Source organism: Streptomyces sp. NPDC047130, from assembly GCF_040643475.1.
Classification (GTDB): domain Bacteria; phylum Actinomycetota; class Actinomycetes; order Streptomycetales; family Streptomycetaceae; genus Streptomyces.
Window position 1 is genome coordinate 463,186 of sequence record NZ_JBEYUK010000003.1, and the last position, 14,233, is coordinate 477,418.

A 14,233-nucleotide genomic window follows, 5' to 3' on the forward strand; every position below is an offset into this window, starting at 1 on the left:
GGTCCCACGTTCACACCCCCGTGACGGCGCGCAGCGCTTCGACGCGGTCGGTGCGCTCCCACGTGAAGTCGGGCAGTTCGCGGCCGAAGTGGCCGTAGGCGGCGGTCTGCGCGTAGATCGGGCGCAGCAGGTCGAGGTCGCGGATGATCGCGGCCGGGCGGAGGTCGAAGACCTCGGTGATGGCGTGCTCGATCTTGTCGGTGTCGATGGTGGCGGTGCCGAAGGTCTCCACGAACAGGCCCACCGGCTCGGCCTTGCCGATCGCGTACGCCACCTGCACCTCGCAGCGCGCGGCGAGACCCGCGGCCACCACGTTCTTGGCGACCCAGCGCATCGCGTAGGCCGCCGAACGGTCGACCTTGGACGGGTCCTTGCCGGAGAAGGCGCCGCCGCCGTGGCGGGCCATGCCGCCGTACGTGTCGATGATGATCTTGCGGCCGGTCAGGCCCGCGTCGCCCATCGGGCCGCCGATCTCGAAGCGCCCGGTCGGGTTGACCAGCAGGCGGTAGCCCTCGGTGTCCAGCTTGATGCCGTCGCTCTCCAGGGCGGCCAGCACGTGCTCGACGACGTGGATCCGTATGTCGGGGGTCAGCAGCGAGTCCAGGTCGATGTCCGAGGCGTGCTGCGAGGAGACGACCACGGTGTCCAGGCGGACCGCCTTGTCGCCGTCGAACTCGATGGTGACCTGGGTCTTGCCGTCGGGACGCAGGTAGGGGACCGTCCCGTTCTTGCGGACCTCCGTCAGTCGGCGCGACAGGCGGTGCGCGAGGTGGATCGGGAGCGGCATCAGCTCCGGCGTCTCGTCGCACGCGTAGCCGAACATCAGGCCCTGGTCGCCCGCGCCCTGCTTGTCCAGCTCGTCGCCTTGCTCACCATCGGCGGAGGCCTCGACACGCTTCTCGTACGCGGTGTCGACGCCCTGCGCGATGTCCGGGGACTGCGCGCCGATGGACACCGACACACCGCAGGAGGCGCCGTCGAAGCCCTTCTTGGACGAGTCGTAACCGATCTCGAGGATCTTGTCGCGCACGAGCTGTGCGATCGGCGCGTACGCCTTCGTGGTGACCTCACCCGCGACCTGCACGAGGCCCGTCGTGATCAGGGTCTCCACGGCGACCCGGGAAGCCGGGTCCTCGCGCAGGAGCGCGTCGAGGATCGTGTCGCTGATCTGGTCAGCGATCTTGTCGGGGTGGCCCTCGGTCACGGACTCCGAGGTGAACAGACGACGGGACATGACACTCCTCAGGAAGGGGAAGAGAGACGAGAGTGGTTTCGGCGGGCGGATGGCCGGCCGTCAGGACCTGGTCGGGGCGACAGGGGCGGCACGCCTGTCAGGAGGCACCGGGGCTGCTCGCCCGTGACAGTTCCATGCCGCCGGTCTCCGGGGCCCAGGCCGCGGTCACCAGGGCGCCCAGTACGGAGACGGCACAGCCGAGCAGCATGACCGCGCCGACCCCCCAGGCGTCGAGTCCCAGGGGCACCAGGAAGGTGCCGAGGGCCGCGCCGATCCGGCTCACCGCCGCGGCGAAGCCGATGCCGGTCGCCCTGATCTCCGTGGGGAAGACCTCGCTGGGGTAGACGGCCTGCAGCACGCTCGACCCGGCGTGGAACAACGCGAACACGCCGAAGCCGATCGCCACGACCGCCGGGTGCGCCTGTGGCCACAGGCCGAGGACCAGCAGGGCGGCGGCCGTGACGCAGAACGGCCACAGGAGCAGGGCCCGCCGTCCCACCCTGTTGATGACGACCATGCCCGTCAGACAGCCCACCAGGAGGAAGGCGTTGAGCAGCAGCTCGCCCACTCCGCCGCCCGGAGCCCCCAGCAGGCCGAGCACCTGTGGGGCGAAGGTGGAGACGGCGAAGAACGGGGTCACCTGGCAGAGCCAGAAGAGGCTGGTGAAGGCGGTACGGCGCAGATACGCGGGGGCGAACAGGGTGCTGTGCCGGGTGTGCACGGTCGCACCGTCCGGTGCGGGCCGCTCCAGCTCCCGGCCGAGCCACCGCCGGCTGATCTCCTCGGCCTCCGCGATCCGGCCCTTTCCGGCCAGCCAGGCCGGGGACTCCGGGGTGCCCAGCCGGGCGAGCAGCACCACCAGGGAGGGCAGCGCGCTGCTGGCGAGGATCCAGCGCCATGCGGTCGGGTCGTCGGTGAGGGAGGTCACGGCGAGGCCGAACCCGGTGGCCAGGGTGTAGCCGACGTACCAGAAGACGATCAGGGAGGCCAGCAGACGGCCGCGTCGCGCGGGCGGTGCGAACTCGGCGACCAACGCACCGGCGATGGCGTAGTCGGCGCCCACCGCCGCTCCCATCACCAGCCGCACGAGGAGCAGTTGCACGGGGTCCTGGACCACGAACTGCAGCAGCGAGCCGATGAGGAAGACGAGCAGGTCGATGAGGTACATCTTCTGGCGGCCCACCTTGTCGGTGAGCCATCCGAAGATCAGGCCGCCGAAGAACAGGCCGATGAGCGACGCGGCGCCGATCAGTCCGGCCCACGCGGAGGTGAGCTGGAGGTCGTCGCGTGCGAGCGGCAGGGCCGCGCCGACGACGCCGAGCACCCAGCCGTCGCAGACCTCGCCGCCGCCGGCGCAGACGGCGATCCTCGTCTCGAACCGGCGGACCCGTCCGGCGTCCTTTCCGGTGGGGCCGGTTCCGGTGCCACGGCCTGGCGACGCGTGCGCTTCCACGGCTGACACGTGGGTTCTCCTCGGTCGATGGCGGGGCGGGGCGGGGGGAGGCGATGCCGGGGCGGCGGGGTTCCCCGCCGCCCGCGCCCGGGGGAGTCAGGGGCTCGCCATGAGGTCCACGGACAGGACGGCCCGGTGCGGCGAGGTCACGTCGAGCACCTCGCTCTCCGTGAGCACCGCGGTCTGCAGCTGCCGCATCCGCTGCGAGGGTTCGATGCCGAGTTCCCGGGTGAGGGTCCGGTGGAGCCGCTGATAGGTCCCGAGGGCCTCCGCGGTGCGGCCCGATCGGTAGAGGGCGACCATGTACTGGGCGTGCAGGTTCTCGTGCACCGGGTACTGCGAGACGAGTGTCCTTAATTCCGAAAGCAGCCTGTGGTGCATTCCGAGCCTGAGTTCCGCCTCGATGCACTGTTCCAGCGTCGTCATGCGCAGGTCTTCCAGACCCGCCACTCGGGCCTGGATGCACGGCCCTTGCTGAATGTTCACCAGAGTGCGCCCGCGCCAGAGCCCGAGTGCCGACCGGAGTTCCGTGGAAATCTTGAGGTCGTCCGTCCGCGAATGGGCCAGCCTGGACCGCGCCATGTGCGCGTCGAGCACGTCGAGATCGAGATTTCCCTTCTCGATGTGGAGCGAATAACCCTGGTGATGCGTTTCGAGAATGCGCTTGCTCTCGGTGGTCGTCGGGCCGGTGAGGTCGCCGGACAGCGCCTGGCGGATCTGGAAGACGCGGGTGTGCACGCTCTGCACGGCGCTGCGCGGCGAGGAGTCGCCCCACAGCTCCCGGACGCACGTGTCCAGCGTGACCAGGGAGTTCGCGTGGAGCACCAGCAGCGCCAGCAGTTGCCGGGTCTTGGGCGGAGTCGGGAGCAACGACCCGCCGGGGTCCGTCAGGGACAGCGGGCCGAGAACTGCGAACTTCATTGAACTCCCTCTCACGTGCACATTGGTGAGCTGCCGTCCGTGTCCGTACGAGGAACGTATCCCCGGCGTCGGACCTTGCCCACAATGACCGTCGGACTCTGTCATTCACGCCCGATTTGCCCCGTTTTGCGACCTCGGGGAAGGGGTTCGGTATCGAGCGGTGAGCGAATCGTAAGAACGCCTTGCTTCACTGGTCGGGTCCCCGCCGCCGAAGAGCGTGGAAAGAACGCCGGTCGTCCTCGGAGACGCATTTCGGCACCGCGCCCAGGACGACCTCCAGGACAAGGAGAGGCTTCTTCATGACGAAGGGTCTGGTCATCTTCGACTGCGACGGAGTTCTGGTCGACAGCGAACCTCTGAGCGCACGGATCATGCGGGGAATGGCCGCCGAAGAGGGTATTGACTTTTCCCCGGAACAGGCGCTGGAATTCATCCGGGGCCGGAAGGTCGCCGCATGGGTGGACCAGTTGGAGGCCATGCTCGGCAGGCCGCTGCCGGCGGACTTCGTCCCGGCGTTCCGGAAGGGATGCTCGGAGCTCTTCTCCACCGACCTCCTGCCGGTCCCCCGGGTCCAGGAGGTCCTGGAAGGGCTCGCACTGCCCTTCTGCACCGCCTCCAGCGCACCCCGCGAGAAGATCCTGCACACCCTCGGGCTGACCGGCCTGCTGCCGCACTTCGAGGGCCGCGTGTACAGCGCCTACGAGGTCGGCTCCTGGAAGCCGGACCCCGGACTGTTCCTGCACGCGGCGGCCGACCGCGGGGTACCGGCCAGACGCTGCGCGGTCGTCGAGGACAGCCTGGTCGGCGTGCAGGCCGGCATCGCGGCAGGCATGTCCGTGTTCGCCTACGCCCCGCCGCACAGCGGGACTTCCGCCCTCCTCGCCGCCGAGGGGGCTACCGCCTTCGGCTGCATGGCGGAACTGCCGGGACTGCTCGACGAGTGGTCGGCCGGCCTCCTGCACGACCGCACCGCCCCGTAACCGGAACCCCTCCCCTGCCCCTCCCCGGAGCCCTTTCCAGCCCCTTCCCGAGCCCCCTCCAGGACGAGCGCCCGTCACAGGGCCCCGTCGCGACCCGTCCTCCAGAGAGACCAAGACGGAAAGGCACGATCCGTATGCCGAGTGTTCTTCACGAGCTGCAGCAGGCCGGCGAGTCGGCGGAGATCTGGTGGGACTCCTCGCCCCTCGACTTCCCCCGCTGGCGGCGCAAGCAGCTGGCCGACGCACCCGACGACGACACCCGGAGCCGCTGGCGCGAGCAGCTGGACCGGTTCCTGTGTCCGGCGACGCCCGAACGGTCCCTCGTCCGCGGGGTCACCACGAACCCCTCCCTGGTCGCGCAGAGCGTCCTGGCCTCTCCGGAGAGCTGGCGCAACGACATCCAGGAACTCATCCGCTACCAGCTGACCCCCGGAATCGAGAGCACCTTCGCGCTCGTCTACGAGGAGGCGCTGCGCCGCGCCGCCCGCGAGATGCTGCCGATGTGGCACGCCACGGAGGGCCGGTTCGGCTGGGTGTCCGGCCAGCTCGACCCCCGCCACATGCTCGACGCCGACCTCATGCTCGAACAGGCCCTGCGCATCGCCCGGATCGCCCCCAACCTCATGCTCAAGGTGCCCGGCACCAAGCAGGGCTACCAGGTGATCCGACAGCTGGTGGCACGCGGCATCTCCGTCAACTCCACGCTCTCGTACACGGTCCCGCAGTTCATCGCCTGTGCCGAGGCCGTGGAGTCGGGCCTCGCCGAGGCGCGCACCCGGGGCATCGACACCGGCCGGTGGCGCGGGGTGTTCACGCACATGATCGGCCGGTTCGGCGCCAACAAGGACCTGCGGTACGAGGCCGCCATCCGCGACATCGACATCTCGCCCTCCGACCTGAGGTGGGGCGAGCTCGCCGTCCTCAAGCGCATCCACCGGCTCATCGCGCAGAACGGGCATCCCGTCAAGCCGCTGCTGTCCAGCCTGGAGGTCGACGACCCCGGACACGGGAGCACGCTGAGCATGCACCTGGAACAGAGCGCCGGAGGGGCCGTCGCCTACACCTGCAAGCCGCAGTTCATCGCGGACGTCATGCGACGGGAGAGCGAACTGCCCGCCTTCGACTCCACGGCCATCGGTCAGGAGGTCCCCGCAGACGTGCTGGAGAAGCTCATGTGGCTTCCGTCCTTCCAGCGGGCCTACGACCCCAAGGGCATGCGCCCGGAGGAGTTCGCCCACTACGGGCCGTTCGTGTCGACGTACGCCGAAGTCTGCGCGAACACCCGCAAGTTGATCGACTTCGTGGCGCACCAGTTCCAGACCGCGGTCTCCCCGGCACGTCCCCTGCTGCTCGTCTGACCCCCTCTGCTCCCACCCGTACTTCCCCACCCCCAAGGAGGTGTCATGCACAAGTCCATCGCGCTGTGGAGCCACCCCCGGTCGATGTCGACCGCGCTGGAGCGCTCGTTCATCGAACGACGCGACTTCAAGGTCTTCCACGAGGCCTTCGCCTACGTGTTCTTCATGCACGAGGAACGGGCCGCCATCCCGCACAAGAATCCGGACCCGAGCCACCCGCTCACCTATCCGGAGATCAAACGGATGATGGAGGACGCGCGGCTCGAAGGCCCGGTGTTCCACAAGGACTTCCCCTACCACTGCCTCGACCATCTCCTCGACGACCCCGACTACCTGCGGGGCCAGGTCAACACCTTCCTGATCCGCGACCCGGAGGAAGCGGTCCTCTCGCACGCCACGGTGCACCCCGGACTCACCCGGGAGGTGCTCGGCTACGAGCAGCTGGCCCGCACGTTCGACGCCGTCCGCGACCTGACCGGCACCACCCCGGTGGTCATCAACGCGGCGGACCTCGCCACCCGCCCCGAGGCGACCCTCGCCGCCTACTGCGACGCGGTGGGCATCCCCTTCCTGCCCGAGGCCCTGCACTGGAGCGCCGGAGAGCAGCCCCAGTGGTCCACCTGGTCCGGCTGGCACACGGACGTCGCCGCGAGCAACGGCATCAGCGCGCCCCAGCGCTCCTACCGCTTCACCTATGAGACGCGCCCCGAACTGCGGGAGTTCGAGCGGTACAGCCGTCCCTTCTACGAGCACCTGGACCAGTACCGGCTGCAGCCGGCCGAGGAGGCAGTCCTGTGAGCGTCACCACCGTCATCGTCACCGGCGGGGCCAGCGGTGTCGGCCGCGCCTTGGTGGGCCGGCTGCTGGACGCCGGAAAGACCGTCATCACCTGCGACATCGACGAGCCGGGCCTCAAGTCGCTGGCCGACGAGCACGAAGGCCGTCCCCTGCGGACCCACGTCGTCGACGTCGCCTCGCACGAGGCGTGCGACGCCTTCATGGACCAGGTCATAGCCGCGCACCCCGAGGTGGACGGCCTCGTCAACAACGCCGGTCTCTACCTCGGGCAGCCGGTCTGGGATTACGACGACGCCACGATCGAGCGGGTCATCGCCGTGAACGTCAAAGGGCCGGTGTGGCTCTCCCGCCGCTTCGCCGACCACCTGCTGCCCGCCGAGCGGCGCGGCGCCATCGTCAACCTGGCGTCGGTCGCGGGCGAGGTGGGCAGCTCCGACGCCCTCTACGGCACGGTCAAGGCCGGCGTCATCGGACTCACCAAGTCCAACGCCATGAACTTCGCCCCGTACATCCGGGTCAACGTGGTCTCGCCCGGGCTCATCGTCAACACCGCCATCGCCGACCGGATACCGGACTACCGGTACGCGGAGTACAAGCGCCAGGAGCAGCTCGACGGCGACATCCTGCCCGAGTACGTGGCCGACGTGTGCGCCTACCTGCTCAGCGACGAGTCCCGGACCCTGACCGGCGCGCTGCTGCGCGCCGACAACGGCTCCTACCCGCGCTGACCCGCCCGGTGCGTCCGCCGGCAAGGCGCACGCACCGCGCGGGGCGGCGCTCCGCCCCCCTCTCCGTACGCCATGGAGGCACATCTTGACTTCCCCGACCGACCGTTCCGGCAAGCCCCTGATCATGCTGCTGGGCATGGGCGACCTGAGCGCCAAGGTGCTCACCATGCTCCTCTCGGACGCGGCGACCAACCGGGTCGTCCTGGCCGGCCGGGACACCGAGGCCATCCGCAGGCGCGGCAACCTGGCCCTGTTCACGGCCGCCAACCTCGGCCTGCACGGCTCCGTCGACACCGTCGGCGTCGACCTCCGTGACGTCGACGCCACGGCCGAGACCCTCGCGCGGGTCCGCCCCGACATCATCTTCATGGGCGCCTCGCTCCAGTCCTGGCGGGTCATCACCGCGCTGCCCAAGGAGGTCTTCGAGGAGCTCGACGAGGCGCAGTTCGGCCCCTGGCTTCCCATGCACCTGACCCTCAACCACCTGCTGATGCAGGCGGTGCGGGACTCCGGCGTCGACGCCAAGGTGGTGAACGCGGCGTTCCCCGACGCGGTCGGCCCGGTCCTCGACAAGGTGGGCCTGGCCCCGACGGTCGGAGTCGGAAACGTCGCCAACATCGTTCCGGCGCTGACCCTGGGCGCCGCCCACCTGCTGGACGCGGACCCGTCGCAGGTCGAACTCCGGCTCACCGCACAGCACTACTTCAGCCACTACGTTCCGCGCTTCGGCGACGCGGGCAGGGGCAGTTACCACCTCGCCGCGCGCGTCACCGGGCGGCCCGGCACGGCGGAACTGGACCACGCGGCTCTCTTCGCCCAGCTCGACGGCCGGCTCAAGCGGATCGGCGGGATCGACGGCCAGCTGCTGACCGCCTCCTCCGCGGTACGCGTGCTCAGGGGCATGGCCGCCGACAGCGGCGTACTCGCCCACGCCCCCGCGCCGGACGGCCTGCCGGGCGGCTACCCGGTCCGCGTCCACCGCGGCGGCGCCACCCTCGACCTGCCCGAGGGCCTGGACCGCGACGAGGCCGTCCGGATCAACGAGGAGTGCCAGCGGGCCGACGGCATCGACCGCATCGACGACGACGGAACGGTGCACTTCGCCGAGCCGGAGATGGCCGTCATGAAGCGCCTGCTCGGCTACGAGTGCCAGAACATGAAGCTCGGCGACAGCGGCGAGTGGGCCGAGGAACTCGGCGCCAAGTACACGGCGTTCGCGGACACGTTCCGCTGAACCGCACTGCCCCCGGGGGCACCCCGCCCCGTCCGCACCGGGTCCCCGCGGACCCGCCCCCCGTCACTCTGAGCCGGAGGACCACCATGACCACTCCCGCCGCACGCGCCGACCGTTCGGCATCCGCCGCCGGCGGCACGCTCAGCACCCCGCGCAGCCCCGGCCTGCGGCAGGCGGCGCCCGCCCGGGACGTCGTGTCGGACGACTTCGAAAGCCAGTACATCCCCACCCTCGTGGAGCTGTGGGACCAGCTGATCGACTGGGACCGCCGCCGGGAGGGCGAGCAGGACTTCTTCACGGAGCTCCTCCACGGGGTCGAGGCCCGCCACGTCCTGGACGTCGCCTGCGGCACCGGGTACCACGCGGTGACCCTCGCGCAGGACGGCTTCGACGTCACCGCCGCCGACGGCAGTGCCCGGATGGTCGAGCACACCCGCCGCAACGCCGTGCGGCACGGCCAGACCTTCGACGTCCTGCACGCCGACTGGCGCAGTCTCCACCAGCACCTCGACAAGCGGTACGACGCGATCGTCTGCCTCGGCAGTTCGTTCCCGCACCTCTTCCAGGAGGAGGACCGCCGCGCGGTGCTCGCCCAGTTCTACGAGGCCCTGAACCCGGGCGGCGTCCTCATCGTCGACCACCGCAACTTCGACGCCATCCGCCGTCACCGCTACCGGAGCAGCGGCAACTACTACTACTGCGGGACCGGGGCGACCGTGAGCGTCGCGCACATCGACGCCGAACTGTGCCGATTCCGGTACGACTTCCAACAGGGCGGCACGCACCACCTGGAGGTCTATCCCATTCTCGCGGCGGAGCTCTCCACACTGCTCATCGACTCCGGGTTCGACACCATCCAGACCTTCGGCGACTTCCAGGAGAAGTTCGACACCGACGACGTCGACTTCGTCATCCACGTGGCCCGCAAACCCTGAGAGGCGCCGCGGAATCGTCCGCGTCCCTTCGCACCTGGTCCCGGCAAGCGTCCCAGGCAGGCTGAGAAGCAGCAGTCAGAAAGGCCACAACGGCAGTGAATACCAAGCAAAGCACCGGCAAGCGATCCTCGCCCGCCGCCGGATTCGTCGTCACCGTGCTGCTGACCAGCTTCGTGGCGGCGACCTACGGATTCGGCTTCTACCTGTTCGCGCAGCTCGTCACCGACATGCGCAGGGACCTCGGGTTCGACTACGCGGTGGTCGGCACCATCACCGCGGCGGGCCAGCTCGGCTTCCTGGTGTTCGCCCTGCTCGGCACGTGGCTCTCCACCCGCATCGGCGGCGGCCAGGTGACGATCGGCTCGGTGGCCCTGTGCGGGCTGTGCCTGGTGCTGCTGCCGACGACCGACAGCATCGTGCTGATCGCGCTCCTGCTGACGATCATGGGCGGTACGGCCGCCTCCGTGTACGTGCCGCTCGTCGAGATCGTCGGCCGGGTCGTCGACTACCGCCACCGCGGCAAGGTCCTCGGCCTCGTCTCCAGCGGCACCAGCTACGGAGTGGTCGTCAACAGCATCCTCGTTCCCGGCTTCGTGCGGGACGACAACTGGCGGGGCCTGTGGTACTCGGTCGGATTCGGCACCCTGATGGTGACCGTGGTCGCCGCCGTCACCTTCCACCGGCTCGGTCTCTTCCGCTCCGACGAGAAGGCGGCGCCCGTCGCGGCGCATGGCACGGACGCGGGGGACCCCGACTCCCGGGCGGAGGGCGCCGGCAAGGAGGGCACCGGCAAGGAGGGCACCGGCAAGGACGACAGCGCCCGGGCGGGCTGGCGCATGGTGCTGGTGCGCTGGGTGGTCATCGTCTGGGTCATGAAGTTCCTGAACGGCTTCGCCTGCATGCCGTTCCAGAACTACCTGTCGCCCTATCTGCGCGAAGGTCTCGGATTCGACATCGATTTCGCCGCACAGGTCTGGGGCACCATCGGCGTCATCGGAATGTTCGCCGGATTCGCCGTCGGCTGGCTCTCCGACCGCATCGGCGTCCGGGCGTCCCTGGTGATCTGCTACACGCTCTTCTTCCTCTCCTCCGTCCTGCTCGTGCTGGCTCCGGTCGGATTCCTCCCCATGGTCTCCGGCGTCCTCTTCGCCCTCGCCTTCTACCCGATCTACGGGCTGGTTCCGGCCTACGTGTCGAAATCCGCGTCAGGCGCCGCCGCCACCGTCATCTTCGGCGTCACGAACGTGACCCAGGGAGTCGGCGGAATCGTCGGCAATTACACGGCGGGATTCCTGAAGAACGTCACCGGCGATTTCATGTGGTACTACGTCGTGGTCGCAGTGGTCGCCGTCGTTCTCGGCTTCCTCACCCTGCAACTGCCCCGCGAGGGGTCCGCGGAGAGCGCCCTGGGCAAGAAGAGCCCGGCCCCGGAGACCCGTACGGAAACCGCCCCGTCCGTCGGCTGACACCCCCGGCAACCAGTACGGCCGACGCCCACACAACCGGAAGGTTCCCGATGGAAGACCAAGCGGTCTGCACCTGCCGTCCAGGTGCCACGGTATGGCTGACGGGCCTGCCCAGCTCGGGCAAGACCACCCTCGCGAACGCCCTCGCCGGCAGACTGCGCGCCGAGGGCCGCCGCGTGGAGGTGCTCGACGGTGACGAGATCCGCGAGTTCCTCTCGGCGGGGCTCGGCTTCAGCCGCGAGGACCGGCACACCAACGTCCAGCGCATCGGCCTGGTGGCGGAGGTGCTGGCGCGCAACGGGATCACCACGGTCGTTCCCGTCATCGCCCCCTACGCGGACAGCCGCGCGGCCGTCCGCAAGCGGCACCTGGCCAGCGACACGCCCTTCCTGGAGGTGCATGTGGCGACGCCGGTCGAGGTGTGCGCCGTGCGCGATGTGAAAGGCCTGTACGCGAAGCAGGCGGCGGGTGAGATCTCCGGACTGACCGGGGTGGACGACCCGTACGAGGCACCTGCCGATCCGGACCTGCGCATCGAGTCGCACACCCAGTCCGTGACCGAGTCCGCGGCGGCGCTGCACGCGCTGCTCACCGAGAAGGGTCTGGCATGACGACCACTGCCGCAACTGCCGCGGGGGGCCTGGACAGTCCGTTCGCGCTGAGCCACCTGGACTCGCTGGAGTCGGAGGCGGTGCACATCTTCCGCGAGGTGGCGGGCGAGTTCGAGCGGCCGGTGATCCTCTTCTCCGGCGGCAAGGACTCCATCGTCATGCTCCACCTGGCGCTGAAGGCGTTCGCCCCGGCCGCGATCCCGTTCTCGCTGCTGCACGTGGACACCGGGCACAACTTCCCCGAGGTCCTCGACTACCGCGACCGGGCCGTGGCCCGCCACGGGCTGCGCCTGCACGTCGCCTCTGTGCAGGACTACATCGACCGCGGGGTGCTGCGCGAGCGCCCCGACGGCACCCGCAACCCCCTCCAGACTCTCCCGCTGACCGAGAAGATCCAGGCGGAGCGCTTCGACGCGGTCTTCGGCGGCGGACGCCGCGACGAGGAGAAGGCCCGCGCCAAGGAGCGCGTCTTCTCGCTGCGCGACGAGTTCTCGCAGTGGGACCCGCGCCGGCAGCGCCCGGAGCTGTGGCAGCTCTACAACGGCCGCCACGCGCCCGGCGAGCACGTCCGCGTCTTCCCGCTCTCCAACTGGACCGAGCTGGACGTGTGGCAGTACATCGCCCGCGAGAGGATCGAGCTCCCCGGGATCTACTACGCGCACGAGCGCGAGGTGTTCGCCCGCAACGGGATGTGGCTCACGGCGGGCGAGTGGGGCGGCCCCAAGGAGTCGGAGCCGGTCGAGACCCGTCTGGTCCGCTACCGCACCGTGGGCGACATGTCCTGCACCGGGGCCGTCGACTCCGACGCCACCAGCCTGGAGGCCGTCATCGCCGAGATCGCCGCGTCCCGGCTCACCGAGCGGGGCGCGACCCGCGCCGACGACAAGATGTCCGAGGCCGCGATGGAAGACCGCAAGCGTGAGGGGTACTTCTGACATGACCATCGACACACTGCGCTTCGCGACCGCGGGCTCCGTCGACGACGGCAAGTCCACCCTCGTCGGGCGCCTCCTGTACGACTCGAAGTCGGTGCTGACCGACCATCTGGAGGCCGTCGAGCACGTCTCCCGCAGCCGCGGCCAGGACGCCCCCGACCTCGCCCTCCTCACCGACGGACTGCGCGCCGAGCGCGAGCAGGGCATCACCATCGACGTCGCCTACCGCTACTTCGCGACCGCTCGGCGCCGGTTCATCCTCGCCGACACCCCCGGGCACGTGCAGTACACCCGCAACATGGTCACCGGCGCCTCCACCGCGGACCTCGCCGTCGTCCTGGTCGACGCCCGCCACGGCGTCGTCGAGCAGACCCGTCGCCACGCCGCCGTCGCCGCCCTGCTGCGCGTCCCGCACGTGGTGCTGGCCGTGAACAAGATGGACCTCGTCGACTACGCGGAGCCGGTCTTCGCGAAGATCGCCGAGGAGTTCACCGCGTACGCGGGCGAGCTGGGCGTTCCCGAGATCACCGGGATCCCGATCTCCGCCCTCGCCGGGGACAACGTCGTCGAACCCTCTGCCCACATGGACTGGTACGGCGGTCCCACCGTCCTGGAGCATCTGGAAACGGTGCCGGTCTCCCACGACCTGACCGCCTGCGACGCGCGCCTCCCCGTCCAGTACGTCATCCGCCCCCGGTCCGCCGCCCACCCCGACTACCGGGGCTACGCGGGCCAGATCGCCGCCGGAGCCTTCCGCGTCGGTGAGCAGGTCACCGTCCTGCCGTCGGGCCGCACCTCCACCATCGAGGGCATCGACGCGCTGGGCGAGGCCGTCGACCTCGCCCACGCCCCGCAGTCGGTGACCGTACGGCTCCGTGACGACGTCGACATCGCGCGGGGCGACCTCATCGCCCCGCTCAGCTCGGCGCCCGCCCTCTCGCAGGACGTCACCGCACTCGTCTGCCACGTCGCCGACCAGCCCCTCTCGGTCGGCCAGCGGGTCCTGCTCAAGCACACCACACGCACCGTCAAGGCGATCGTCAAGGACATCCCCTCCCGGCTCGCCCTCGACGACCTCTCCCACCATCCCGCACCCGGACGACTCGTCGCCAACGACATCGGCCGAGTCGTCGTCCGCACCGCCGAACCCCTCGCCCTCGACACCTACGCCGACTCCCGCCGCACCGGTTCCTTCCTCCTCATCGACCCCGCCGACGGCACCACCCTCGCCGCGGGCATGGCGGAAGCGGCCGGTGCGTCATGACCGGGGAATCGGCAGGTCCCGGCGGGCCCCACGAGGTCGCTGCCTGACGACGCCGACGGGTGGGGCCCGACGGGTGCGTTCCGCGCCGGCTGTACGGGGCCTGCCTCACGCGGGCGCTGGGCAGGGCGGCCGCCGCGGCGGCCAACGGCTTCATGACGTTCCGCCTCCGGTACACCCGGGTGAGTGGTCCGGAAGAAGTCTCCCCGAGGGCCGGACGTGTGCCGCATCCGCCGGCGGTGGGCGGGGCGCTCGACGCGGACGCGGTGGTCCGCGCGCTCGGGCACCTCGCCCCGGACACTCGCCGGGCGCCTCAGAC

The 14,233-nt window shown here is 70.1% G+C and carries 13 protein-coding genes; 10 read left to right on the plus strand and 3 right to left on the minus strand.

Annotated elements, in window-relative coordinates; all coding sequences use genetic code 11:
- Positions 1 to 10 precede the first annotated feature (10 nt).
- The 3 genes from metK to ABZ836_RS07205 form a co-directional block, all read right to left on the minus strand.
- Positions 11 to 1,234 (minus strand): methionine adenosyltransferase, encoded by a 1,224-nt coding sequence (gene metK / locus ABZ836_RS07195; RefSeq protein ID WP_356128226.1) that lies wholly within the window; start codon positions 1,232 to 1,234, stop codon positions 11 to 13.
- A 97-nt stretch (positions 1,235 to 1,331) separates the two neighbouring features.
- Positions 1,332 to 2,696, minus strand: a complete 1,365-nt coding sequence (locus ABZ836_RS07200; protein ID WP_361140171.1) for an MFS transporter — start codon at positions 2,694 to 2,696, stop codon at positions 1,332 to 1,334.
- Between the two features lie 87 nt (positions 2,697 to 2,783).
- Complete coding sequence (locus tag ABZ836_RS07205) at positions 2,784 to 3,608, minus strand: AfsR/SARP family transcriptional regulator (RefSeq protein WP_356128232.1); 825 nt, start codon at positions 3,606 to 3,608, stop codon at positions 2,784 to 2,786.
- Between the two features lie 299 nt (positions 3,609 to 3,907).
- Between ABZ836_RS07205 and ABZ836_RS07210 the strand changes: the two genes are divergently transcribed.
- The 10 genes from ABZ836_RS07210 (at position 3,908) to ABZ836_RS07255 (ending at position 13,917) form a co-directional block, all read left to right on the plus strand.
- Positions 3,908 to 4,588, plus strand: coding sequence for an HAD-IA family hydrolase (locus ABZ836_RS07210; protein WP_361140175.1), 681 nt, complete (start codon positions 3,908 to 3,910; stop codon positions 4,586 to 4,588).
- A gap of 134 nt (positions 4,589 to 4,722) precedes the next feature.
- The gene (locus tag ABZ836_RS07215) at positions 4,723 to 5,946 is read left to right on the plus strand and encodes a transaldolase family protein (RefSeq protein WP_361140178.1); all 1,224 of its coding nucleotides are present in this window, start codon (positions 4,723 to 4,725) and stop codon (positions 5,944 to 5,946) included.
- Between the two features lie 45 nt (positions 5,947 to 5,991).
- Complete coding sequence (locus ABZ836_RS07220; protein WP_356128241.1) at positions 5,992 to 6,744, plus strand: hypothetical protein; 753 nt, start codon at positions 5,992 to 5,994, stop codon at positions 6,742 to 6,744.
- Positions 6,741 to 7,472, plus strand: a complete 732-nt coding sequence (locus ABZ836_RS07225; RefSeq protein ID WP_356128244.1) for an SDR family oxidoreductase — start codon at positions 6,741 to 6,743, stop codon at positions 7,470 to 7,472. Before ABZ836_RS07220 ends, ABZ836_RS07225 begins: the two co-directional genes overlap by 4 nt.
- Positions 7,473 to 7,557: 85 nt before the next feature.
- A complete protein-coding gene (locus ABZ836_RS07230) occupies positions 7,558 to 8,706 on the plus strand; it encodes a hypothetical protein (RefSeq protein WP_356128247.1) in 1,149 nt (382 codons plus the stop codon).
- A gap of 86 nt (positions 8,707 to 8,792) precedes the next feature.
- Positions 8,793 to 9,641: a methyltransferase domain-containing protein gene (locus ABZ836_RS07235; protein ID WP_356128250.1), complete on the plus strand. Its 849-nt coding sequence runs from the start codon at positions 8,793 to 8,795 to the stop codon at positions 9,639 to 9,641.
- A gap of 95 nt (positions 9,642 to 9,736) precedes the next feature.
- On the plus strand, positions 9,737 to 11,107 hold the full coding sequence (locus tag ABZ836_RS07240; protein WP_361140183.1) for an MFS transporter: 1,371 nt from the start codon (positions 9,737 to 9,739) through the stop codon (positions 11,105 to 11,107).
- Positions 11,104 to 11,718 (plus strand): adenylyl-sulfate kinase, encoded by a 615-nt coding sequence (gene cysC, locus ABZ836_RS07245; protein WP_356128420.1) that lies wholly within the window; start codon positions 11,104 to 11,106, stop codon positions 11,716 to 11,718. The genes ABZ836_RS07240 and cysC overlap by 4 nt, the downstream gene beginning before the upstream one ends.
- Positions 11,715 to 12,653, plus strand: a complete 939-nt coding sequence (cysD, locus tag ABZ836_RS07250) for a sulfate adenylyltransferase subunit CysD (RefSeq protein ID WP_356128256.1) — start codon at positions 11,715 to 11,717, stop codon at positions 12,651 to 12,653. The genes cysC and cysD overlap by 4 nt, the downstream gene beginning before the upstream one ends.
- Position 12,654: 1 nt before the next feature.
- The gene (locus tag ABZ836_RS07255) at positions 12,655 to 13,917 is read left to right on the plus strand and encodes a GTP-binding protein (protein ID WP_361140186.1); all 1,263 of its coding nucleotides are present in this window, start codon (positions 12,655 to 12,657) and stop codon (positions 13,915 to 13,917) included.
- Positions 13,918 to 14,233: the final 316 nt, after the last annotated feature.